We start from the raw sequence: 21,774 nt of genomic DNA, 5'->3' as shown, positions 1-21,774 counted from the left end.
TGTCTGGGAAAGGTGGCCACCAGGGCCTGCTTCTTCATGGGCTCCAGCCCTTGCTGAAAGCATTGGTGAAGGCGACCTCGCCATGGTCACCGGTTGCCTCGCCCAGCACCACGTCCATGCCGTCGCTGGTCACCCTGGCCAGCGCGAAGCCACCCATGTAGGCGGCCTTCGGCTTGATGAGGTCAAGCCCGTCACGGCGATAGATCAGCGGCGTCTCGTGTTGGTGGCCATGGAAGATGGCGACGACATTGTAGCCCTTCAGCGCCGCCAGCAACGCCTGCCGGTCGACGTCGCTCCACCAATGCGGCGCGCCGGCACCGTCATCGTCATAGGTCCTTTTTGCAGCATCCCACCGTTCTATCGAGAAGGTGTCCCAGCCATAGTGCTGGAACAGGATGACCGGGCGGCCATCCGCCGCGTAGGTTGCCAGATCCTGCTTCAGCCATGGCAGGCTACTGATGGCGCCGTGGCCGGTGTCGCCGGCGAAGCGGTGCGTCTGGACGAGATGCAGGCCGCCCCAGTCCCAGGAATAGCAGTCGGTGTCGATGTCGTAGTCGGTGGCCGGCACCGGCGGTTTGAAGAACACACCGGCGCGGTGATTGACCTCGACATAGTCGCGCATTTCGCGCCGGTACCAGTCGACATGGTGCGAGGGACCGTTCTGGTCGAGATCGTGGTTGCCGAGCCCGACATAGACCGGCATATGCACCCGATCGGGACCGACGCCTTGCTGGTAACGCTGGCTGAACTGGAGAAGCTGGGTGCCTTCGCTTGGCTGGGTTATCTGGCCGCCGCCATCGTCGGTGATGTCGCCGCCGACGACAAGGCCAAGCGGCGTGCCGATCCGACTGCCGGCAGAACGCAGGCCGGTGGCGACGCCGTTGATCTCGGCCGGCCAGTCCTTGTCGCCGAGACCGTTCAGCACAGCGACGTTGCGCAGCAGCGCGGCGTCGGCCTTGCCTTCCTTCTGGCAGTTGGGACTCAAGCCGTTCGCCATGCGACAAGCATGGACATCGGCGATGAACAGGAAAGTGGCGTCGATCGGCTGGACGCGCTGCCCGGTCTGGCTGCGCGCCGGGCGCGACAAGGCGCCGGCCGCGACAAGTCCCGCGGCCTGGGCCAGAAACCTGCGTCGAGAACACACACCAGGCGGGCGGCGATTCGTCATGAGCTCAATTTCAGCACGGAGAGCGACCGGCCGTCCAGTTCAGCGCGCGGCATCGCACCAGCAGCATGAACGAGCCGCTCGAACGCTTTTCGGGATCATGCCTTAGGCTTCGCCCAGCGCCGCCAGACAGTCGCGCAGAACGCTCGCATCCTGCGCCGTCTTGGCCATCGACATAGCGCCGGAATAGGCGGCGACGGCAAGTGCCGCGAAGCGCTGCGGGTCGATGCCTTGCTCCCTGCCCGTCTGCTGGTCGGCCCTGACCTTGTCGGCGATCGCCCGGCGCCACGCCGAAAAGATGCCGGCAAGGGCCGTCCGGAAATCGGGATCGGCGAGCGACAGTTCATGCGCCAGATTGTTGAGCGGACAGCCGCGTACAAAACCCTGTTGCTCCAGTTCAGCGGCCACGGCCTCGAACACCGCGCGCACGCCCTCGCGCGCCGACACCGCCGCCAGCACCGGCGCGATCCATGTCGCTTCGACCGCGGCCGCCACACGCTCGTCGATCACCGCCAGCGCCAGCGCCTTCTTGGTCGGGAAATGATGATGCAGCGCGCCGCCGCTGACGCCGGCCGCCGCCATCAGGTCGCCGAGGCTGGAGGCATGGTAGCCGCGCGCCTGGAATGATTCCTCCGCGACATCGAGCACTTTGTTGCGCATGCCTTCGGGGTCGTTGATGCGTTTTCGGGAGCCCGGTCCGGGTCGGGCGGTCATCTCTGCTGACATCGCCGGACAATAGCATGTTGACAAAACAGGACAACCAGTCTGTTTAATAACAGGATGATCACCCTGTTTTTGGAGACTGACGGATGAACCTGCCCCCGAATGCCACGCCAGAGCCTGCTGTGCTCGCCCCGCCTGCCGTCGAGTTGCGGCAATACACGCTGAAGCCTGGCAAGCGCGATACGCTCATCGACATCTTCGACGGCAGGCTGATCGAGGGCCAGGAGGAGGCCGGGATGACCATCATCGGCCAGTTCCGGGATCTCGATCGTCAGGACATGTTCGTCTGGATGCGCGGCTTCGACGGCATGGACGCGCGCAGGGATGCGCTGGCCACCTTTTATGGTGGGCCGGTCTGGGCGGCGCACAGCAATGCGGCCAATGCGACTATGATCGATTCCGACGATGTGTTGCTGCTCAAGCCGGCGTGGCCGGGCGCCGGCTTCGACCTCTCGGGCGCACCGCGGGATAGCTTGGCCGATGACAACAAATCAAACCGGAACAAAGCCCTATCGGCCATTGTTGTGATCCAGATTCATCATTTGCGGCCCGGCGCCGAGTCCATTTTCGCCGATCGCTTCGCGACCGAAATGGCGCCGCTGATGACCGCACCCGGCGCACGCCTGCTCGCCGCGTTCGTTACCGAGCATGCCGAAAACAGCTTTCCGCGCCTGCCGGTGCGGGCGAGTGAAAACGTCTTCATCAGCGTCATGCGATTTGACAGCGCGCAAACGCACCCCCGGCATGAGGCCGCGCTTGCCGGTTCGCCTGCCTGGCAGGTGTTTTGGCAAGCGGCCCGGCCAGACCTGACACAACCAACGGAGACATTGCGTCTGTCACCGACCTCGCGTTCGCGGCTTGGCAACAGTCAGCATCTACTTGATCAGCGGTGCTAGCTGAATGTCCTGCCAATTACCTCGGCGACAAAGGCCGGATCCTCCCAATGAGGATTGTGGCCGCATTCCTCGGCACGGACGAGGCTTGCCCCGGCAAGGGACTGCGACAGTGCCTGCTGATGCGCCTCGCCGAACAGCGGGTCGCAGCCGCCGGCGATGATCAGTGTCCGGGCTTGCACAGCGCGTGCCGCGGCGCTCAGGTCGGCGCTGCGGATTTCCTTAAGGATCGCCCGCCAGCGCGATGCCGGCATCGTCGAGGCGTCTTTCGCCAGGCCTGCGAGAAAAGCCTGCGGCACGCCAGGCAGGCAGGCATGCCACCGGGCATAGAAAGGGTCGGCCGGCGATATCGGGTCGCGCAGAGTCTCAACGCCCAGGACCAATGGATGGTCCTGCGCCAGATCGGGCTTCAACGTGCCGGCCAACAGCACCAGGCCGCCGACGAGTTCCCTATGCCGTGCAGCCAACGCGATTGCCACCATGGCGCCCAGCGAGTGGCCGACGACCACCGGCCGGTCAAGCTGCAAGCGGTCAATCAGCGCAGCAATGTCACTTGCGAAATCGGCGATGCCGCAGCCCTCGCCGGCTTGCGAGCCGCCGTGGCCGCGCAGATCCGGGATGACCAGCCGACGGCCGGCCAGATGCCGCGCCAGCAGCGAAAAGCTGCGGCTGGTGTCAGTGAAGCCGTGTACCAGCAGCAGCGCAGGCTCGGTGCCGGCGATCTCGACATAGGCGATGTCGCGATCGCCGCTCCTGACGATTTGCTTGCGGCCGGCCCAGGCGTCCTGTTCCGCCCAGGCATTCGGCAAGGCATCCAGCACGGCCGGTCTCACAGGCCGAGCTTTTCCTTGACCGCGGCAAGGCCGGGCTTGCCGTCGAATGTGGTGACGCCGGCAAGCCAGGCGTCGAGGCGGTCCTTGTTCAGCGTGATCGCCTTCAACCCCGCCTCTTCCGGCTTCATGCCGTCATTGATCAGGTAGCCCATCCCGACATTCTCGAAATCGATGTCGAAGGCGAGGTTCTTCAGCAGTTGCCCGGCATTCGGGCACTGTTCGAGATAGCCCTTGCGCACCTGTGTGGTCACCGTCGCAGCGCCAAGGTTGGGGCCATAAAACTTGTCGCCGCCAGTCAGATACTTGAAGTCATACATCGTGTTCATCGGGTGCGGCGCCCAGCCCTGGAAGACGATGAACTGCTTTTCCTTGATCTCGTAACCGACCTCGGACAGCATGCCGGCTTCGCTCGACTCGATGACCTGCCAGCCATTGAGGCCAAGCGACGGATCGGCGATGGCATCCATCATCAACTGGTTCGAGCCAGGCTCGATGCCGTACATCTTCTTGCCGAATTTGTCGGCGAATTTGTGCAGGTCCGCAAAGTCCTTGACGCCGGCGTCCCAGACATAGGTCGGAACGGCGAAGGTGTATTTGGCGCCTGTCAGATTCACGCGCACGTTCTCGACCGAACCGTCCTTCTTGTAGGGTTCGTAATAGGTGACCATGGCCGGGTCCCAGTAGCCAGGAACATGTCGACATCGTTGTTCTTCATGCCCTCGTAAATGACATTGATGCCGAGCACCGAACTCTGCGGCTGATAGCCAAGGGCTTCGAACAGGACGTTGGCAACCCCCGTGGTGAAGGCCAGATCGTTCCAGCCAGGTTCCGCCATGCGGACGGCCTTGCACTGCTCGGCTTCAGTTGCCTGAGCCGCATGAGAGGCCATAGCCAAGGCGGCGAGGCAGACGCCATTTGCAAGCATGCGCGACATTTCGGTTCTCCTCTTATAAATTGACCCATTGGTCTTTTTATTGTCCCACTGGTCAATAGTTGATCTGAACGGGCGAAAATGTCAACGTGGATTCGCAATGCGTGGATCGATCCCTTGAAACTCAAGCGTCTCAGCGAGATACGCCGCAAGGAGCTGCGGCAAGCGGCCTTCGAGGTGCTGGAGCGCGAAGGCATCGCCGGCGCGACGCTGGAAAAGGTGGCGGCCCAGGCAGGCGCCTCCAAGGGCATCGTGCTGCACTATTTCCGCAACAAGCAGGAATTGTTCGAGCATGCGATGCGGGAGGCCAACGCCGTCCTGCGCGATGCAGTCGTCGCCCGGCTTCGCCAGGCACGGACGCCGGCGGAGCGCCTCGATGCGGTGATCGAGGGCAATTTCGAGGAGCATCTGTTCCTGCCGCCCTTGTGCCATGCCTGGCTTTCGCTCTGTGCCGAGGTGCCGCGCGACGAGAAGCTGGCGCGTATCCAGAAGGTGCTCCACGCGCGCATGCGCTCCAACCTGTTGTCCGGCCTGCACGGCCTCGCGTCATCGGCGGATGCCGACGACATCGCGCTTGGCGTCACCGCGCTGATCGATGGGCTTTGGCTGCGGCTCGGCCTGCAGCCGGGCAGCGTCTCGCGCGAACAGGCGATCCGCCAGGTCAAGACCTATGTCGCCGCGCGGCTGGCCACCCGGACGCTCGTGATCGGCGGCGCGTAAACCGGCCTCGGCGGCCTGCCGGCCGAGTTTCATACCATGGGATAGACCGACGGCTTGACCGCGGCCGCTTATATGCGGTGCTCTCGAGATGGCAAATGTCCTTCGGAGCGTGGAATGAGACTTCACAACAAGCGCGCGCTGGTTACGGGTGGGTCGGATGGTATCGGCCTTGCGATCGCCGAGGCCTTTTCGCGCGAGGGTGCGAACGTCCTGATCGTCGGCCGCGACACCAAAAAACTCGATGCCGCCGCCAAGCAACTCGGCGGCAGTGTCGAGACGCTGTCGGCCGACCTTGCCACATCAGCCGGCATCGCGGCCGTCGTCGAGCAGGTGAAAAAATCCGGCCAGCCGCTCGATGTCCTCGTCAACAATGCAGGCGTCGCTTTCCTGGTGCCGTTCGAGACCGTCAGCGAGGAACAGTTCCAGCAATCATTCGCGATCAATGTGACGGCGGTGTTCTTCCTCAGCCAGGGGCTGCTGCCGCATCTGCCGGCCGGCGCGTCGGTGATCAACATCTCGTCCTATTTCGCCAACAAGATGATCCCGAAGCGGCCGTCCAGCCTCTATTCCCTGTCGAAGGGCGCGTTGAACTCGCTGACCAAATCGCTGGCTTTCGAACTCGGCCCGCGCGGCATCCGCGTCAATGCCATCGCGCCCGGCACTGTCGACACCGCCATGCGACGCGGGACAGTCGACAATTTGCCGGCCGAGGCAAAAGCGGAGCTGAAGGCCTATGTCGAGCGCAGCTATCCGCTGGGCCGCATCGGTCGTCCCGACGATCTGGCCGGTATCGCGGTCTATCTGGCCAGCGACGAGGCCGCCTGGACCAGCGGCGGCATTTTTTCGATCGACGGTGGATATACGGCGGGGTGAGCGCCCGGCCGCTAGGCGCCGACAATTTCGGTGGCGACGCTTTCCAGAAATCCAAGAGCACCGATCGCCTCCAGGATCTGGTTGCGAACCCAGCGATGAGGCTGCTCGTCGTCGTGGCGCGCGTGCCAGTACATCCTGACTTCAGGAACAGCAATGGGAAGTGGCGGTTCAAAGATGACGAGGGGCAAAGTCTTCGCGGCCCAAACCGCGAACTGCCTGGGAACCGCCGCGAGGTAGTTTCCGTTTGCCACTGCCAATGCGACAGCCTGAAAGTGCGGCAGTGCCAGGCTTACACGACGCGTTCGCCCGATCTTGCGGAGCGCCTCGTCGGTGGACCCCGACATCGAGCCATCGATAGAGCGAAGGACGTGGGGCAGTTCGCAGAAAAGCTCGATCGGCAGAGGCTCGCTTTCCGTGATCCCCGCCTGCCTGATCGCAGCGTTGTCGTCCGCGGCGATGATGGCGAATGGTGAATGGAACAGGGGCGTGCTTGAGACCCAGTCGGAGACCTCCAGCGGACGCTCGAGCGCTGCGTCTATTTCATCGTCCTGAAGCAGCCGCGAAACGTCGCCGCGAGCGCTGTCCAGAAAGCGGAACGACACGCGAGGCGCTATCGCGGCGATGCGTGCCGCCAGAAACGGCATCAGCAGCATGGAGAAGAAGTCCGCCCCCATAAGTGTGAAGGTTCGGTCGAGCTCCGCCGGTTCGAAGTTTTTTGAGGACTGGAAGACACGTTCGATTTCGCGAAGCGCCGCGCGCAACGGCTCCGCCAAGCTCTCGGCGCGCGGCGTCGGCACCATTTCATTGCCGCGCCGCACGAACAACTGGTCGTTGAGGATATACCGCAAGCGATTGAGCGCAGCGCTGACAGCTGGCTGGCTGAGGCCGATCTGCTCGCCGGCACGCGTGACGCTTCTTTCCCGCAGGAGTGCGTCGAACACCTTGACGAGATTGAGGTCGAGCGCGTTCAAATTCATCAGATCTATTCGCCCCATACGATCATTCGATTTCCGTTGCCGGTATGTCTTTGGTTAGGTCGTCATCGGCACAGCCCAGTCGGCACAGGCAACAGAAGGATCAGACGGCCATGACAATGACCCCCGGGACGATCACAGGCAAGGAACTCCTCTGGTTCAACAACACGCTCGTGGCGATCCACGTCTCATCGGCCGCAGGAGAGGACGGCATCTTTGTCGTCGAGCATCGCATGCCTTACGGCGACTCTCCGCCGCTGCATGTGCATCGCCGGGAAGATGAAGTGTTTCACATCCTGGACGGGAGATTGCGCTTTCAGATCGACGGCCACGAACGCATCGCAGAAGCCGGCGAAACCGTCATTGCACCGAAAGGCCTGCCGCACACCTACCGGGTTGAGTCGCGCGAAGGGGCGAACACCTTGACCATCACACGCGGTTCGGATTTCGAAACGCTTCTGCGTCAGGCGGGCCGCCCCGCCGAACAGCCGGAGCTGCCGCCGCAAATGGAACCGACGCCGGAACTCATAGCGGCACTGGTGCAGCTCTGCGCAAAGAATGGCATCGACGTTGTTGGTCCGCCGCTTACTCAAAGAGATAGAGCATGACGTCATCCGAAAACCGCTTCACACTTTTCGGCATCATGCTCCAGCTTGATTGGACGTTCAGGACATTTACCTCGGCAAGCCGGCGCGCGCCTCCGCCCTCTTCCCTCACGGGAGAAGGCGGAGGTGCGTTCCTTCAACCGATTTGCATTCGTCGCGCCCGCAATCTCCGCTTGAAGCCATTTGTGCAACGCGATACGCCGTTGCCGACTTCGACAAGGAGAGACCCGTGACCGCTGCAGAGACCAGAACCGAAACCGACACGTTCGGCCCCATCGAAGTCGCCGCCGACCGTTACTGGGGCGCGCAGGCGCAGCGTTCGCTCGGCAATTTCAAGATCGGTTGGGAAAAGCAGCCGGCATCGATCGTGCGCGCGCTCGGCGTCGTCAAGCGGGCGGCGGCCGAAGCCAACATGGAGCTGAAACGGCTCGACCCGGCGATCGGCAAAGCCATCGTCGAGGCGGCGCAAGAGGTCATCGACGGCAAGCTCGACGATCATTTCCCGCTGGTCGTCTGGCAGACCGGCTCGGGCACGCAGTCCAACATGAACGCCAATGAGGTGATATCAAACCGCGCGATCGAGATGCTGGGCGGCGTCATGGGCTCGAAGAAGCCGGTGCACCCCAACGACCACGTCAACATGAGCCAGTCGTCGAACGACACCTATCCGACGGCCATGCACATCGCCTGCGCCGAGCGCGTCGTGCACGACTTGCTGCCGGCCCTGAAGCATCTGCACAAGACGCTGGACGCCAAGAGCCGGGCTTTCGCCCACATCATCAAGATCGGCCGTACGCACACGCAGGATGCCACGCCGCTGACACTTGGCCAGGAATTTTCGGGCTATGCCGCGCAGGTCGCCTCGTCGATCAAGCGCATCGAGCTGACGCTGCCCGGCCTGCAGGAACTGGCGCAGGGTGGCACCGCCGTCGGCACCGGCCTCAATGCGCCGGTCGGCTTCGCCGAAAGGGTGGCGGACCGCATCGCTGCGATCACCCGCATCGCCTTCGTCACCGCGCCGAACAAGTTCGAGGCGCTCGCCGCCCACGATTCCATGGTGTTCTCGCACGGCGCCATCAACGCGGCGGCCGCGGCGCTCTTCAAGATCGCCAACGACATCCGCTTCCTCGGCTCGGGCCCGCGTTCGGGCCTCGGCGAACTGTCATTGCCGGAAAACGAGCCGGGCTCGTCGATCATGCCCGGCAAGGTCAATCCGACCCAGTGCGAGGCGATGACCCAGGTCTGCGTGCAGGTGTTCGGCAACAATGCGTCCCTCACCTTCGCCGGCAGCCAGGGCCATTTCGAGCTTAACGTCTACAACCCTTTGATGGCCTACAATTTCCTGCAGTCGGTGCAGCTGCTCTCCGACGCCTCGGTCTCCTTCACCGACAATTGCGTCGTCGGCATCGAGGCTCGCGAAGACAACATCAAGGCCGCACTCGACCGCTCGCTGATGCTGGTGACGGCGCTGGCGCCGACCATCGGCTACGACAACGCCGCCAAGATAGCCAAGACCGCGCACAAGAGGGGCACCACGCTGCGCGAGGAAGCGCTGGCCACCGGACTGGTCAGCGAAGCCGACTACGACCGGCTGGTGCGGCCGGAGGACATGACGCATCCGGGGTAAGATATTTCGCGACGGGAGAATTTACTCGCGTCGCAGCCTGATCCGACGCGAATTTTGCGTCAGTCGCCCGATCGCGGAAATGTAAGTACTGTGAACAATGTGTCGCCAGTCTGGCGGCTTTGGTGAACAGTCCGCTTGCTCTATCTGGGGCTGTATCAACCCCTTCCTGGAGAGAGCCACCATGTCCATCAACACTTCAATCGCCGGTTCCGGCACTTCCAATGCTTCAGCCACCATCCTCCTCGGTCGCATCCTGCTCGCCGCCATCTTCCTGCTTTCAGGTTTCGGCAAGCTGACCGCGATCGCCGGGACAGCCGGCTATTTCGGCAGCCTCGGTCTGCCCCTGCCGACCGCGACGGCCATCATCGTCGGCCTGATCGAGCTTGTCGGCGGCATCGCCATCCTCGTCGGCTACCAGACCCGAATTGCCGCCTGGGTGCTCGCGATCTTCACCGTTGCCACCGCGCTGGTCGCCCATACTGGCTGGGCCGATCAGATGCAGATGATCAACTTCCTCAAGAATCTGGGGATTGCCGGCGGCTTCATCGTGCTGGCCACCTCGGGCGCCGGCGCCTATTCGGTCGACGCCAAGCGCGGCTGATCCGCAGCCAGAATACAAAAACAAAGCGGCGCGGAATTTTCCGCGCCGCTTTTTCGTTGTCTATCCATGCGTCCAGCTGACCAATTCCTGCTAGGATCGTGGCGTCGGGATGGGGGAACGGTCTTAGCCACCCTGCCCGACCGACAACGGAGGTGACAGGCATGCCCTGCAACGCATTGCTTCTGCTTTCCCGGCTGCTACTCGCCGCCCTCTTCGTGCCCTCCGGTTTCCAGGCGCTGAGCGACATTGCCGGCACGACAAGCTATTTCGCCGGCCTCGGCCTGCCGCTGCCGACGCTTGCCGCCTGGGGCACCGGCTTGTTCGAACTGATCGCCGGGCTGCTCATCCTGGTCGGTTTCCAGACCAGGATCATCGCGCTGCTGCTCGCTGCCTTCTGCATTGTGGCCGGTTTCACCGGCCATTACGGCCAGGGCGGCGACGACGCCATGCTCGCCTTCCTGCATCAGCAGATGCTGATGAAGGACATCGCGATTGCGGGCGGTTTCGTGGCGCTGGCGATGGCCGGTGCCGGCGCCTGGTCGGCCGACGGTCGCGTCGCTGCGACCTGAACCTGCTTAGGCTGCTGACGGCGGCTTTGCGCTCAGCTGAGTTCTTGGGCGAGTCCGATGAGAAGCCCTTCAGGCCCACGGATGTAGCAGAGCCGATACACGTCTTTGTACTGGACTACTTCGCCCACGAGCTGCGCGCCGCGCGTTCGGAGCCTTTCAAGCGTCTCGTCGATGTCGTCCACGGTGAACATGACGCGGAGGTAGCCCAGGGCGTTGACCGGGGCGTTGCGGTGATCCGCGACGACAGGCGGCGTGAGGAAGCGGGAGAGCTCAAGGCGGCTGTGGCCGTCCGGTGTGCGCATCATGGCAATCTCGACATGCTGATCGCCCAGTCCAGTGACACGTCCGGCCCATTCTCCTTCGATCGTGCCCCGCCCTTCGAGCTCGAGGCCGAGTTCGCGAAAGAAATCAATCGTCCCTCCGAGGTCTTCGACGACGATTCCTACGTTGTCCATCCGCTTGAGCGCCATGTTTCCAATCTCCAAGGTGTCGTTCCAATCTACAAGGTGTCGCCTGGTCCAACGACGGACGCTTGAGGTGCCAGCCCGTTTTCAAACGGTCTCTCAGAGCCTCTGAAAGTTGGCGAGAATGATCTCGCGCCAGACGCGGGTCGGCGTCACCCAGGCGTCCCAGGCATTGTATTTGCCGGCATAGATCACGGCGGCAATATCCGCCTCGGGCATCAGCCAGAGTCGCTGTCCGCCGTTGCCGAAACCGGCATGCCATGATCGCGGCGCGTCGAATGCCGGCGCCGGTGCGTCGCCGACAAACCACAGCCGGCCATAGCCCAAGCCATCCGGGGTCGAGATCGCAGGCGTGAACGAAGCCTGGACCCAGTCCGCCGACACGATTGTCTGCCCCTTCCACGACCCCTTGCGGAGCAGCAGCATGCCGATCTTCAGAAGATCGGCAGCGGTCAGCCGCAATCCGGACGCGGCGGAAGCAATGCCGTCACGGCCGGCCGACCAGTGGAACCGGTCGATCCCGAGTGGCGCGAAGAGCACGTCATGCGCGAAGTCCGGCAGCGATTTGCCGCCGCCTCTTTCGATGATCGCAGCCACGAGCGCTACGCTGCCGCCGGAATAGATCCAGCGTGTTCCCGGCTCCGCGACGATCGGGCGCTCAAGGATGAAGCGATAGCGATCGGGCGCATTTTCCATGGCGATCTCGCTGTTTAGCGGATCGCTGTAGGGGCGGTTTTCGTCCCATTCCATGCCGAGCGTCATCGTCAGCGCATGGCCGATGGTGATCTTCGAGCGGGCGGCATCGGCGGCGAGATCGGCATAGTCCGGAAATTGGTCGAAAAGCGATGCATCGGGCGGCGGCACCAGCCCCTTGTCCAGAGCGATGCCATAAAGCAGGCTGACGATGCTCTTCGTCACCGAGCGCAGATCATGCAGCGTGCCGGCTTCGAACGCGACGTGCCCCAGCGGACGCCCCCATTCCTGGTCCACGCCTTCAGTATAGTGCTCGAGGAACACCTCTTCGGATCGCGCCGCGAGAACGATATGCAGGTCGCGCAGCAGGCCGGATTCGATGCCGGCCAGCAGTTTGCGGTGGATCTGCGGATCGAAGCCGAGCGTCTTTGCAGTATTCCCGTCTGGGGATGACGATGCGGACTCCGGTGCAATAGTCATGAACTCCCGCTCCATGGTTTGCTTAACGTCGCGCAATTCCCAGTTCGAGCGGCAATCCTGCCTCCAGGGATACCCTGCTACTACTTCACCGAAACGCTCGGACCGCCCTCGACCGCCAGTACCAGCCGGCGGTTGGTGATCCTTGCCAGCTGCGCCAGGCGGCCGGCCGGCCGTTCGCCATAGAGATCGGCCAGCGATGCAGGCAGAACCAGCGCCAGCACGCCGTTGCCGCGCTGTTCCCATTTCAGCCTGGGCATGATGCCGGGCATCGATGCCGTCAGCAGGTAGACGACGCGCATCATCGCCGCCAGCACCCGTGCCCTCTCAAGATAACGCGGCGTCGCCAGAGCCTTGATCTCGGGCGCGATGGCTTCGTTGAAGATGCCGTCGTGACGATAGGCGTTGGCCAGAGCCAGAAAGGCGCGGCCGGGATGGTCGACGCCGAAGAAGGACGCATGCGCGATGATGTTGAGCGACTGCTTGCCGCGATATTCGGGATGCGCGCGCCAGCCGATATCGGCCAGCAATGCGGCCGCGTGGCGATAACGCGCCTCGTCCTCGGTCTCGTCGATGCCGAAGGCGGCAAAGGTCCTGGCGGTCCAGTCGACAAGTTCATGCGCATGCGTGACCGAGCGTGAACGCAGCCGGGCGAGTTCCTCCGAGGCCGAAATCAGCGGATCGGCCTTCTGCTCGGCCTCGTCGAGCAGCGAATAGAGAAAGCCTTCGCGAACGCCGAGCGCCGAGACGATGATCTTCGACGGCTGCATCGCCGCCATGATCTCCTGCAGCACGATAGCGCCATAAGGCAGCAGCGAACGGCGGTTCTTCGAAACGCCTTCGATACCCTTGACCTTCTCGATCTCGGCCTTGGCGACCTGCTTGAGGAAGTTCGTCGCACTGTCGGCGCTGATCTCGTAATGGTGCATGACGCCGAGCGGATAATTGGTCATTTCCATGTGCAGCCGGGCGAGATTTCGCCAGGTGCCGCCGACGGCGTAGAAGGGCCTGCCCTGGCCGCCTTTCAACAACTTTGCCCTGGCGAGCTCGTCGCGCGCGATCTTCGCCGCCTGGGTCAGCGAGTTCTTCGCCATGTCCTGCAGGCGCAGGCCGCCCAGTGGCAGCGTGATGCCGTCGCCGATCGCTTCACCGTTGACGTCGACCAGCTCGAGGCTGCCGCCGCCCAGATCGCCGGCGATGCCATTGGCCGGGTGGAAGCCCGAAATGACGCCGAGCGCCGAATAATGGGCTTCCTGACGACCACTGATCACACGGATCTCGGTCTTGAGCACATCCTCGGCGCGGTGGATGAAATCGGGACCATTGACCGCCTCGCGGGCCGCGGCGGTGGCCAGCACATACATATGCTCGGCGCCGGCTTGGTCGGAGAGCGCGCGAAAGCGGCGGAACTCTTCCATCGAGCGTGTCACCGCCTCGGGGTCGAGTTTGCCGGTCGACACGATGCCGCGGCCGAGACCGGCCAGCATCTTTTCGTTGAACAGCATGGTCGGCGAGCGCGCCAGCCCCTCATAGACGACGAGGCGGATCGAATTCGACCCGATGTCGATGATGGACAGCGGTCGGCGGTCCTGCAACCGGCCCTGGGAATCAGACAGCATCAGGTGGACGCTGCGGCGTTCTTCTTGCGGCGCTTGAATTGCGCGATGCGCTTGGGCGCATGCGACTTCAGCGCGTCACCCCGTCCCGACAGGCTCGGATTGGTCATGAAATATTCCTGCGCGTTGAACGGTTCCTCGCCCTCCTCCAGCACGACGCGCCGGGAGGTCCCATCAGCCAATACGTCGAAACTTTGCTGATTGTCCATGATGTTGCCCAGCATGATCTGACCCAGGATCTGTTCATGCACAGTTGGATTGGTGATCGGCACCATGGTCTCGACGCGGCGGTCGAGATTGCGCGGCATGAGGTCGGCCGAAGAGATGTAGACGATCGCCTCGTCCGAGGGCAGCCCATGGCCATTGCCGAAACAATAGATGCGGCTGTGCTCGAGAAAACGGCCGACGATCGATTTCACACGGATGTTTTCCGACAGGCCCGGCACCTGCGGCCGCAGGCAGCAGATGCCGCGCACGACGAGGTCGATCTCGACGCCGGCACGGCCGGCGTCATAGAGCGCATCGATGATGATCGGATCGACAAGCGCGTTCATCTTCATCCATATGCGCGCCGGCCTCCCCTCCACCGCATGAGCGATCTCGTCGGCAATATGCTTCAAGATGCGGCTTCGCAGCGTGAACGGCGAGATCGCCAACCGCATTTCATCCGTCGGCTCGGCATAGCCGGTGATGAAATTGAAGAGCTGGGCGACATCGCGTGCGATCGTCGGATCGGTGGTGAAGAAGGACAGATCGGTGTAGATGCGCGCGGTGACCGGATGGTAGTTGCCGGTGCCGAGATGCACGTAGTTGCGCAGCTTGCCGTCCTCGCGCCGCACCACCAGCGACATCTTCGCATGGGTCTTCAGCTCAAGGAATCCGAACACGACCTGCACGCCGGCACGCTCCAGGTCGCGCGCCCAGCGGATGTTGGCTTCCTCGTCGAAACGCGCCTTGAGCTCGACCAGAGCGGTGACCGACTTGCCGGCCTCGGCCGCGTCGACCAGCGCACGCACGATCGGACTGTCGTTGGAGGTGCGGTAAAGCGTCTGCTTGATCGCCACCACTTCGGGGTCGGCCATCGCCTGGCGCAGGAACTGCACCACCACATCGAAGGATTCGTAGGGATGATGGACGACGATGTCCTTCTCGCGGATGGCGGCGAAGCAGTCGCCGCCATGCTCGCGGATGCGTTCGGGAAAGCGCGGATTGTAAGGCGTGAACTTGAGGTCGTCGCGGGGGACGGCGACGATCTCGGAAATCTGGCTGAGCGCCAGCGGACCGGTCAGAACGCTGATGCGGCTCGACGACACGCCAAGCTCGCCGGCGACGAAGTCGCGCAATTCCGCCGGCATCAGCATGTCGAATTCTATGCGGATCACCGAGCCGCGGCGGCGGCGCTTCAGCGCCGTCTCGAACAGGCGCACGAGATCCTCGGATTCCTCCTCGACCTCGATATCGCTGTCGCGGATGATGCGGAACGTGCCGGAGCCCTTGACCTCATAGCCGGGGAACAGCTTGCCGATGTAAAGGCCGACCGCCTCTTCCAGCGGGATGAAGCGGACATGGTGCTTGCGGTCGGGCAAACGGATGAAGCGCTTCAACGCCACCGGCAGGCGCAAAAGCGCGCTCATCTCTTCGCCGTTCTTGCGATGGCGCAATTGCAGCGCCATCGAGAAACCGAGATTGGGAATGAACGGGAACGGATGCGCCGGGTCGATCGACAACGGGGTGAGCACCGGAAACACCTGCTCCTGGAAATGCTCCTCCAGCCAGACCTTCTCGTCCTTGGTCAGCGCGTCGCGGGTGATGCTCTCTATGCCTTCCCTGTTGAGCAGCACGGTGAGCGCCGAAAGGCTCTTCTGCTGGTCTTCCTGCAGCCGCTCGACCTCGCGCAGCAACTGTTCGAGTTGCTGTTCGGGGGTGCGCCCGTCAGGGCTCTTCAGCGTGATGCCCTCGCGCACCTGGCCGGCAAGACCGGCGACGCGAACCATGAAGAACTCGTCGAGATTGGCGGCCGAGATCGACAGGAAGCGGACGCGCTCCAGCAGCGGATGATTGAGGTTCAGCGATTCCTCGAGAACGCGCCGGTTGAACTGCAGCCAGGAAAACTCCCGGTTGACAAAGCGATCCGGGTTGCCGCCCTCCGGGCGAACCACCTCGACATTCACGAATTCGCTCTGTATCGGCTTCAGTTCGCTCATTGTTCCTGCTCTTTCCGAACGCTTTGCCACCGAGCGACGCGATCCTCCCGGATGCGACCAGGTGTCCTGAAGCGAAGCATGATCCTCCCCGTAAACCGATTCCGTTTTCGGGGTCATGCCTTAACCGGCTTAACTTATCCTCTGACAGGCTTTTGCGACAGTTTGATTTCATCGAACTTGCAAAGAGACCTGATATGATCCAGATGCAGAAGAGACTGCGTTAAGGAGACGACGATGGCAGGCGGTTCCATTCCCCATTTCCAGAACGATGCGGGCCACCCGGCGATCGACATCGGCGTCAAGGAATTCATGTGCACGGGCGCCAACCCGCCTTTCGACCATCCGCATGTGTTTCTCGACATGGGCGACGACAACGAAAAAGTGTGCCCCTATTGCTCGACGCTCTACCGCTATTCGCCAAAGCTGAAGGCGACGGAAACGCTGCCGGCCGGCTGTATCTACATCGACCAGGCTGCCTGATTCGGTCGCAACAAGCCCGATGGACGACACGCGGTCCCGGCAAGTCATCGTCGCCGGGGCGGGCGTCGCCGGACTGACCGTAGCGTTGGCCTTCGCCGAGCGCGGTTACCCTGTGCAGATATTTGAACAGGCGCAGCGCCTGGAAGCGGCAGGCGCCGGCCTCCAGCTTTCTCCCAACGCAACACGCATTCTTCGCCAGCTCGGCGTGCTCGACCGGCTGCTGCCGGCGGCGGTGCGGCCCGAGGCCGTGGTGCTGAAGGACGCCGCGACATTGCGTGAACTGGCACGCGTGCCGCTCGGACAAGCCGCCGAAGCCCGCTGGCAGGCACCCTATCTCGTCGCTCACAGGGCCGACCTGCAGAGCGCGCTGACTGCGCGCGTTGCCGAGATGCCGAACATTCTTCTGACCACCGGCGCGCGCATCGACAGCGTTGCCAAAGGCAGCCATGGCGTCACCATGGCTGCCGAGATGGCCGGTGAGACAGTCGGGGCCGAGGGCTTCCTGCTGGTCGGCGCCGATGGCGTCTGGTCATCGGTGCGCGCGCTTGTCGATTCGATCAAGGGGACGGCATCGCCTAGAAGCCGTTTTTCCGGTGAACTGGCTTGGCGCACCACCGTCGCGGTTGACAGCGCCGCCGGGCAAGCCTTTGCCGCAGTCGGAGCGGCCGACTGTGTGACGACCTTTCTGCATCCTGGCTTCCATATGGTCGCCTATCCCGTCTGCAAGGGCGACGCCTTTAACCTCGTCGCCTTCACCAGGGGCGAGCGTATCGCCGAAGGCTGGTCCGGCCATGCCGATCCCGGCATCCTCGCCGCCGCAATACGCGGCACCGCGCCGGGCCTTGCAAGGCTGCTGGAAATGGCCGGCCCGTGGCTAACCTGGCCGCTCCACACGGTTGAGCAGAGGCAGCCTTGGACAACGCCGGACGGCATCGCGCTGATCGGCGATGCCGCGCATGCGATGACGCCCTTTGCGGCACAAGGCGCGGCTATGGCGATCGAGGATGCGGCGACGCTTGCGAGTGTCGTTGCCGACTTTCCCGCCGATCCGGCAAGAGGTCTTCAAATCTGGGAGACCCTGCGACGGCCGCGCGTCGCCAAGGCGGCCCGGCGCGGCGCCCTCAACCGCCTTGCCTGGCATGCAGCGGGTCCAGTGGCTATCGCACGCAACCTGTTCCTGAAAATGCGCTCGTCGGAAAAGCTCGCCGCTGATCTGGACTGGCTTTATGGCTGGCGGCCGCCGGAGCGTGGCGAAACCTGAAACGCGCGACAGGCGGTTAGAACAGTTTTGCTGACTGCAGAGCCCGATGCAGTTCTAATTATACAGCCGCATCGACAGGCCGAGCGAAACCGGCAACGGGTTCCACCAGCCGGTGCGCAGGCCGGCGGTGCGCAATCCAGCCGCCGTCCAGGTGTTGCAGCCGACCAGTGCGTTGAAATGGCCGTTGGCTTCATAGAAACCGTCGAACCTGGAATAGGCCGCGTCCGGAACAAGCAACGGGCCTTTCGGTCCCCGCTGGAAACTCGCATCGATGAAATCGAGCAGCGCCGCAAAACGCTCCTCGCCGATATCGAAGCCGGCAGCATCCGGATGCGGTTCGACGATGTCTCCAGCGACATCGACATGCATGACCGACGCGTCGAGGGTCAACGCCTTCATCACCGGAATGGCTTTGAGCTCGGACCAGGTCGGCGTCTCCAGGTAGAAGGCGCGACCGCCCCAGCCGAAGACGATGTAGCGAACCTCGGGGCTATCGGCCGGTATGCCGGCGTTGACCAGAAAATGGAAACGCTGGCGCACCCTGTCGTCGACCGGGATAGCGATGTCGGTGTGGATCGGGTTGTCCAGCACGAGGATGTGGTGCATGGCGGCGGGCGCGGCGGCGGCCGCCCGCCACAGCGGCCGTGGCACGAGCGTGCCCAGCGTCACAGCGAGCGCAACGACGATCAACAGCAGGCCTAGAAACCGTCCCAGCTTTTTCATGAATGGCGGCCTTGCAAACGCACCCCGGCACGACACAAACCGCCCGCCTCCTGCTCGTCCATACGCAAAAGAGCCCGGCACTATTTCAGCCGGGCTCTTCCTGGCTATCGAAGGCCTAGTGCAAGATCTGCGACAGGAACAGTTTCGTGCGCTCGTGGCGCGGATGGTCGAAGAACTCGGCCGGCGTGTTCTGCTCGACGATCTGGCCCTGGTCCATGAAGATCACGCGGTTGGCGACCTTGCGGGCAAAGCCCATCTCGTGGGTGACGCACAGCATGGTCATGCCTTCTTCGGCCAGACCGACCATCGTCTCCAACACTTCCTTGATCATTTCCGGATCGAGCGCCGAGGTCGGCTCGTCGAACAGCATGATGCGCGGGTTCATGCACAGCGAGCGGGCAATCGCCACGCGCTGCTGCTGGCCGCCGGACAGTTGGCCCGGATATTTGTTGGCCTGTTCGGGGATCTTGACGCGCTTGAGGAAGTGCATGGCGATTTCCTCGGCCTGCTTCTTCGGCGTCTTGCGCACCCAGATCGGCGCCAGCGTGCAGTTTTCCAGGATGGTCAGATGCGGGAACAGGTTGAAGTGCTGGAACACCATGCCAACCTCGCGGCGCACCTCGTCGATCTTCTTGAGATCGTTGGTCAGTTCCTTGCCGTCGACGATAATCTTGCCCTTCTGGTGCTCTTCGAGCCGGTTGATGCAGCGGATCATCGTCGATTTGCCGGAACCCGACGGGCCGCAGATGACGATGCGCTCGCCACGCATCACTTTCAGGTTGATGTCCTTCAGCACATGGAACTCGCCGTACCATTTGTGCATGGCGATGATGTCGATGGCGACATCGGTGTCGGAGATGTGCATCTTGGCGGCGTTGACCTTGATCTCTTCGGCGCTGACGGCATTTTCGGTGGCCATGACAGGATCCCCTTGTTCTTTTGTTTAGCGTTTGTGGCCGGTGTCGAGCCGGCGTTCGGTGTACATTGAATAGCGCGACATGCCGAAGCAGAACAGCCAGAAGACGAAGGCCGCGAAGATCAGACCCGATCTGGCGGTCTGCGCCGTCGCCCAGTTGGCGTCGGAGAAGTTCTGCTTGACGATGCCGAGCAGGTCGAACATCGAAATGATCGTGACCAGGCTGGTGTCCTTGAACATGCCGATGAAGGTGTTGACGATGCCCGGGATCACCAGCTTCAGCGCCTGCGGCATGACGATCAAATACATCTTCTGCCAATAGCCGAGGCCGAGGGAATCGGCACCTTCATATTGACCTTTGGGAATCGCCTGCAGGCCGCCGCGCACCACTTCAGCCATATAGGCGGCGGCAAACAGGGACACGCCGATCAGCGCCCGCAGGTACTTGTCGAAGGTGACGCCCGGCGGCAGGAACAGCGGCAGCATGACGCTGGCCATGAAGAGAACGGTGATCAGCGGAATGCCCCGCACGGCTTCGATGAAGATGACGCACAGCATCTTGACGACCGGCATCTTGGAGCGCCGGCCAAGCGCCAGCACGATGCCAAGCGGCAACGACACGACGATGGCCACGAAAGACAGCGACAGCGTCACCAGCAAGCCGCCCCAGCGCGCGGTTTCGACATGTTCCAGACCGAACGCGCCACCGACCAGCAGGAAGAACGACACGATAGGGAAAACGACGATCAGCAGAAGGACGTTGAGACCCTTGCGCGGTACGCTCGGTATCAGCATCGGCACCAGAAGCACCACAAGCAGAATGCCTACCAGGATCGGCCGCCAGCGCTCCTCGATCGGATAGGTGCCGAACATGAGCTGGCCGAATTTGGCGTTGACAAAGGCCCAGCAGGCGCCGGACCAGCCATCCGGCTGGATACCACCCTGCGCCACCGTGGCGCACACGGTCCGGTTAGGTCCCGTCCACACAGCGTTGATGAACGCCCAGTTGATGATTTGCGGCAGGATCATCACCACCAGCGCGATACCGATAATGGTGAGAATGGTGTCGCCCACCGAGGCGATCAGGTTCTTCCGCACCCAGGCACTGAAGCCCACGACGCCGGCCGGCGCCGGTTGCGCCAGCGCCATTTCGGTGCGCACCCAGGACATATCATGTTCTTGCATGTCCCTACCTCTCCACCAGCGCCATTTTGGCGTTGAACCAGTTCATCAACAGCGAGGTCAGAAGGCTGATGGCCAGATAGATCACCATCATGATGACCACGCATTCCACCGCCTGGCCTGTCTGGTTGAGCACCGTACCGGTCGTCGCCGTCAAGTCGGGATAGCCGATCGCGATGGCGAGCGACGAATTCTTGGTCAGGTTGAGATACTGGCTGGCCAGCGGCGGAATGACGATGCGCATGGCCTGCGGCACAACCACCAGCCGCAGCGTCTGGCCAGACCGCAGGCCGAGAGCAGCCGTGGCCTCGCTCTGACCCTTGGCGACGCCGCGAATGCCGGCGCGCACGATCTCGGCGATGAAGGCGGCGGTATAGAAGGACAGCGCCAGATAGAGCGACAGGAATTCCGGCTTGACGACGAAGCCGCCAGTCAGGTTGAAAGTCGATTGCTTCGGAAAATCGAAGGTTAGCGGAAAGCCGCTCAGCGCATAGGCGAGTAGCGGAAGCCCGATAATCAGCGCCAGCGATGTCCAGAACACCGGGAATTGCTGGCCGGTCGCCATCTGCCGCTGATGCGCCTTTCGGGCGACGAACCACGCCATGGCGATGCCGGCAAGCAGTCCCACCAGGATCAGCCAGGAGCCGTCGCCCCACACGGCACGTGGAAAATAGAAGCCGCGCTGGTTGAGGAACGAGCCGAACGGCAGGTTGATGCTGTCGCGTGGCGCCGGCAGCACGGCCAGCACGCCGGAATACCAGAAGAAGATGACCAGCAGCGGCGGAATGTTGCGGAACACCTCGACATAGACGGTACAGATCTTCTGGATCAGCCAGTTTTTCGACAGCCGGCCGATGCCGACGATGAAACCAATGATGGTGGCGGTGATGATACCGACAAACGCGACGATCAACGTGTTGATCAAGCCGACGATGATGGCCCGGCCATAGGTGGAGTCCGACGTATAGGCGATCGCCGTATCGGAAATATCGAAGCCGGCGCGGCCTCTCAGAAAGGCGAAGCCGGAGGCAATGTGCAGGTTCGTCAGGTTCACGATGGTGTTGTGGACGATCCACCAGACACCGGCCACCAGCAAAGCGATGACCAGGCATTGATAGAAAATGCTGCGGACTTTCGGATCGTTTATGAGAGAAGCGCGACTTGGCTCCTCGCGAAGAACTTCCTGCGATGCCATTCGACCATCCCCCTGGAAAGAGAAACCGGAAGGCAGACGATCTGCCTTC

Annotated in this window: 21 protein-coding genes and 1 pseudogene; 9 read left to right on the top strand and 13 right to left on the bottom strand. The window is 62.8% G+C overall.

Features of this window, described 5'->3' with window-relative positions:
* Positions 1 to 34: 34 nt before the first annotated feature.
* Positions 35 to 1,168: a metallophosphoesterase gene (locus ACFSQT_RS00235; protein WP_379016443.1), complete on the bottom strand. Its 1,134-nt coding sequence runs from the start codon at positions 1,166 to 1,168 to the stop codon at positions 35 to 37.
* Positions 1,169 to 1,270: 102 nt separating this feature from the next.
* The gene (locus ACFSQT_RS00230; RefSeq protein ID WP_379016441.1) at positions 1,271 to 1,879 is read right to left on the bottom strand and encodes a TetR/AcrR family transcriptional regulator; all 609 of its coding nucleotides are present in this window, start codon (positions 1,877 to 1,879) and stop codon (positions 1,271 to 1,273) included.
* A 95-nt stretch (positions 1,880 to 1,974) separates the two neighbouring features.
* On the opposite strand from ACFSQT_RS00230, the gene ACFSQT_RS00225 reads away from it, so the two are divergent.
* Positions 1,975 to 2,784: an NIPSNAP family protein gene (locus ACFSQT_RS00225; protein ID WP_379016440.1), complete on the top strand. Its 810-nt coding sequence runs from the start codon at positions 1,975 to 1,977 to the stop codon at positions 2,782 to 2,784.
* Here ACFSQT_RS00225 and ACFSQT_RS00220 read toward each other — a convergent pair.
* Both ACFSQT_RS00220 and choX read right to left on the bottom strand, forming a co-directional pair.
* Positions 2,781 to 3,614, bottom strand: a complete 834-nt coding sequence (locus tag ACFSQT_RS00220) for an alpha/beta fold hydrolase (RefSeq protein WP_379016439.1) — start codon at positions 3,612 to 3,614, stop codon at positions 2,781 to 2,783. The two genes, ACFSQT_RS00225 and ACFSQT_RS00220, sit on opposite strands and share 4 nt — an antisense overlap.
* Positions 3,611 to 4,548: pseudogene (gene choX / locus ACFSQT_RS00215) on the bottom strand (choline ABC transporter substrate-binding protein). Before choX ends, ACFSQT_RS00220 begins: the two are co-directional and overlap by 4 nt.
* Positions 4,549 to 4,626: 78 nt before the next feature.
* On the opposite strand from choX, the gene betI reads away from it, so the two are divergent.
* Together betI and ACFSQT_RS00205 are read left to right on the top strand one after the other, a co-directional pair.
* Positions 4,627 to 5,265 (top strand): choline-binding transcriptional repressor BetI, encoded by a 639-nt coding sequence (betI, locus tag ACFSQT_RS00210; RefSeq protein WP_379016437.1) that lies wholly within the window; start codon positions 4,627 to 4,629, stop codon positions 5,263 to 5,265.
* 114 nt (positions 5,266 to 5,379) lie between these two features.
* Positions 5,380 to 6,138, top strand: a complete 759-nt coding sequence (locus ACFSQT_RS00205; RefSeq protein ID WP_379016435.1) for an SDR family NAD(P)-dependent oxidoreductase — start codon at positions 5,380 to 5,382, stop codon at positions 6,136 to 6,138.
* Between the two features lie 11 nt (positions 6,139 to 6,149).
* On the opposite strand, the gene ACFSQT_RS00200 is transcribed toward ACFSQT_RS00205, so the two are convergent.
* Positions 6,150 to 7,115, bottom strand: a complete 966-nt coding sequence (locus ACFSQT_RS00200; RefSeq protein ID WP_379016434.1) for a LysR family transcriptional regulator — start codon at positions 7,113 to 7,115, stop codon at positions 6,150 to 6,152.
* Positions 7,116 to 7,225: 110 nt separating this feature from the next.
* Between ACFSQT_RS00200 and ACFSQT_RS00195 the strand changes: the two genes are divergently transcribed.
* The 4 genes from ACFSQT_RS00195 (at position 7,226) to ACFSQT_RS00180 (ending at position 10,514) form a co-directional block, all read left to right on the top strand.
* Positions 7,226 to 7,720, top strand: coding sequence for a cupin domain-containing protein (locus ACFSQT_RS00195; RefSeq protein WP_379016432.1), 495 nt, complete (start codon positions 7,226 to 7,228; stop codon positions 7,718 to 7,720).
* Positions 7,721 to 7,946: 226 nt separating this feature from the next.
* Positions 7,947 to 9,344 carry a class II fumarate hydratase gene (fumC, locus tag ACFSQT_RS00190; protein ID WP_379016431.1) on the top strand — a complete coding sequence of 466 codons (1,398 nt, stop codon included), beginning with the start codon at positions 7,947 to 7,949 and terminating at the stop codon, positions 9,342 to 9,344.
* A 181-nt stretch (positions 9,345 to 9,525) separates the two neighbouring features.
* Positions 9,526 to 9,945, top strand: a complete 420-nt coding sequence (locus ACFSQT_RS00185; RefSeq protein WP_379016429.1) for a DoxX family protein — start codon at positions 9,526 to 9,528, stop codon at positions 9,943 to 9,945.
* 161 nt (positions 9,946 to 10,106) lie between these two features.
* On the top strand, positions 10,107 to 10,514 hold the full coding sequence (locus ACFSQT_RS00180; RefSeq protein ID WP_379016428.1) for a DoxX family protein: 408 nt from the start codon (positions 10,107 to 10,109) through the stop codon (positions 10,512 to 10,514).
* Positions 10,515 to 10,546: 32 nt separating this feature from the next.
* Here the strand turns inward: ACFSQT_RS00180 and ACFSQT_RS00175 are convergent, their stop codons facing one another.
* The 4 genes from ACFSQT_RS00175 to ACFSQT_RS00160 form a co-directional block, all read right to left on the bottom strand.
* Complete coding sequence (locus ACFSQT_RS00175; protein ID WP_379016427.1) at positions 10,547 to 10,984, bottom strand: VOC family protein; 438 nt, start codon at positions 10,982 to 10,984, stop codon at positions 10,547 to 10,549.
* A 93-nt stretch (positions 10,985 to 11,077) separates the two neighbouring features.
* Positions 11,078 to 12,151 carry a serine hydrolase domain-containing protein gene (locus ACFSQT_RS00170; RefSeq protein ID WP_379016426.1) on the bottom strand — a complete coding sequence of 358 codons (1,074 nt, stop codon included), beginning with the start codon at positions 12,149 to 12,151 and terminating at the stop codon, positions 11,078 to 11,080.
* 80 nt (positions 12,152 to 12,231) lie between these two features.
* Positions 12,232 to 13,767, bottom strand: a complete 1,536-nt coding sequence (ppx, locus tag ACFSQT_RS00165) for an exopolyphosphatase (RefSeq protein ID WP_379016424.1) — start codon at positions 13,765 to 13,767, stop codon at positions 12,232 to 12,234.
* Entirely contained in the window at positions 13,767 to 15,968 is a 2,202-nt protein-coding gene (locus ACFSQT_RS00160; protein ID WP_379016422.1) for an RNA degradosome polyphosphate kinase, read from the bottom strand. Before ACFSQT_RS00160 ends, ppx begins: the two co-directional genes overlap by 1 nt.
* A gap of 234 nt (positions 15,969 to 16,202) precedes the next feature.
* Between ACFSQT_RS00160 and ACFSQT_RS00155 the strand changes: the two genes are divergently transcribed.
* Positions 16,203 to 16,448 carry a zinc-finger domain-containing protein gene (locus tag ACFSQT_RS00155; protein WP_378979043.1) on the top strand — a complete coding sequence of 82 codons (246 nt, stop codon included), beginning with the start codon at positions 16,203 to 16,205 and terminating at the stop codon, positions 16,446 to 16,448.
* Positions 16,449 to 16,467: 19 nt separating this feature from the next.
* Complete coding sequence (locus ACFSQT_RS00150) at positions 16,468 to 17,709, top strand: FAD-dependent monooxygenase (protein ID WP_379016421.1); 1,242 nt, start codon at positions 16,468 to 16,470, stop codon at positions 17,707 to 17,709.
* 54 nt (positions 17,710 to 17,763) lie between these two features.
* On the opposite strand, the gene ACFSQT_RS00145 is transcribed toward ACFSQT_RS00150, so the two are convergent.
* From ACFSQT_RS00145 to ACFSQT_RS00130, 4 genes are all read right to left on the bottom strand, one after another.
* Positions 17,764 to 18,432 carry a TIGR02117 family protein gene (locus tag ACFSQT_RS00145; RefSeq protein WP_379016420.1) on the bottom strand — a complete coding sequence of 223 codons (669 nt, stop codon included), beginning with the start codon at positions 18,430 to 18,432 and terminating at the stop codon, positions 17,764 to 17,766.
* Between the two features lie 115 nt (positions 18,433 to 18,547).
* Entirely contained in the window at positions 18,548 to 19,297 is a 750-nt protein-coding gene (locus tag ACFSQT_RS00140) for an amino acid ABC transporter ATP-binding protein (protein WP_031252160.1), read from the bottom strand.
* A gap of 78 nt (positions 19,298 to 19,375) precedes the next feature.
* On the bottom strand, positions 19,376 to 20,533 hold the full coding sequence (locus ACFSQT_RS00135) for an amino acid ABC transporter permease (protein ID WP_379016419.1): 1,158 nt from the start codon (positions 20,531 to 20,533) through the stop codon (positions 19,376 to 19,378).
* 4 nt (positions 20,534 to 20,537) lie between these two features.
* Entirely contained in the window at positions 20,538 to 21,725 is a 1,188-nt protein-coding gene (locus tag ACFSQT_RS00130) for an amino acid ABC transporter permease (RefSeq protein WP_379016418.1), read from the bottom strand.
* Positions 21,726 to 21,774 lie beyond the last annotated feature (49 nt).

Source organism: Mesorhizobium calcicola, from assembly GCF_042682105.1.
In the GTDB taxonomy this organism is placed as follows: Bacteria; Pseudomonadota; Alphaproteobacteria; order Rhizobiales; family Rhizobiaceae; genus Mesorhizobium; species Mesorhizobium calcicola.
This window is presented reverse-complemented; position numbering and strand designations above follow the sequence as displayed.

What these genes read in the sequence shown, in the direction of transcription:
- ACFSQT_RS00160 (WP_379016422.1), bottom strand. Translation starts at nt 15,968, where the DNA reads ATGAGCGAACTGAAGCCGATACAGAGCGAATTCGTGAATGTCGAGGTG.
- ACFSQT_RS00180 (WP_379016428.1), top strand. Translation starts at nt 10,107, where the DNA reads ATGCCCTGCAACGCATTGCTTCTGCTTTCCCGGCTGCTACTCGCCGCC.
- betI (WP_379016437.1), top strand. Translation starts at nt 4,627, where the DNA reads ATGTCAACGTGGATTCGCAATGCGTGGATCGATCCCTTGAAACTCAAG.
- ACFSQT_RS00225 (WP_379016440.1), top strand. Translation starts at nt 1,975, where the DNA reads ATGAACCTGCCCCCGAATGCCACGCCAGAGCCTGCTGTGCTCGCCCCG.
- ACFSQT_RS00205 (WP_379016435.1), top strand. Translation starts at nt 5,380, where the DNA reads ATGAGACTTCACAACAAGCGCGCGCTGGTTACGGGTGGGTCGGATGGT.
- ACFSQT_RS00170 (WP_379016426.1), bottom strand. Translation starts at nt 12,151, where the DNA reads ATGACTATTGCACCGGAGTCCGCATCGTCATCCCCAGACGGGAATACT.
- ACFSQT_RS00230 (WP_379016441.1), bottom strand. Translation starts at nt 1,879, where the DNA reads ATGACCGCCCGACCCGGACCGGGCTCCCGAAAACGCATCAACGACCCC.
- ACFSQT_RS00145 (WP_379016420.1), bottom strand. Translation starts at nt 18,432, where the DNA reads ATGAAAAAGCTGGGACGGTTTCTAGGCCTGCTGTTGATCGTCGTTGCG.
- ACFSQT_RS00130 (WP_379016418.1), bottom strand. Translation starts at nt 21,725, where the DNA reads ATGGCATCGCAGGAAGTTCTTCGCGAGGAGCCAAGTCGCGCTTCTCTC.
- ACFSQT_RS00185 (WP_379016429.1), top strand. Translation starts at nt 9,526, where the DNA reads ATGTCCATCAACACTTCAATCGCCGGTTCCGGCACTTCCAATGCTTCA.
- ACFSQT_RS00140 (WP_031252160.1), bottom strand. Translation starts at nt 19,297, where the DNA reads ATGCACATCTCCGACACCGATGTCGCCATCGACATCATCGCCATGCAC.
- ACFSQT_RS00150 (WP_379016421.1), top strand. Translation starts at nt 16,468, where the DNA reads ATGGACGACACGCGGTCCCGGCAAGTCATCGTCGCCGGGGCGGGCGTC.
- ACFSQT_RS00135 (WP_379016419.1), bottom strand. Translation starts at nt 20,533, where the DNA reads ATGCAAGAACATGATATGTCCTGGGTGCGCACCGAAATGGCGCTGGCG.
- ppx (WP_379016424.1), bottom strand. Translation starts at nt 13,767, where the DNA reads ATGCTGTCTGATTCCCAGGGCCGGTTGCAGGACCGCCGACCGCTGTCC.
- ACFSQT_RS00155 (WP_378979043.1), top strand. Translation starts at nt 16,203, where the DNA reads ATGGCAGGCGGTTCCATTCCCCATTTCCAGAACGATGCGGGCCACCCG.
- ACFSQT_RS00175 (WP_379016427.1), bottom strand. Translation starts at nt 10,984, where the DNA reads ATGGCGCTCAAGCGGATGGACAACGTAGGAATCGTCGTCGAAGACCTC.
- ACFSQT_RS00195 (WP_379016432.1), top strand. Translation starts at nt 7,226, where the DNA reads ATGACAATGACCCCCGGGACGATCACAGGCAAGGAACTCCTCTGGTTC.
- ACFSQT_RS00235 (WP_379016443.1), bottom strand. Translation starts at nt 1,168, where the DNA reads ATGACGAATCGCCGCCCGCCTGGTGTGTGTTCTCGACGCAGGTTTCTG.
- ACFSQT_RS00200 (WP_379016434.1), bottom strand. Translation starts at nt 7,115, where the DNA reads ATGAATTTGAACGCGCTCGACCTCAATCTCGTCAAGGTGTTCGACGCA.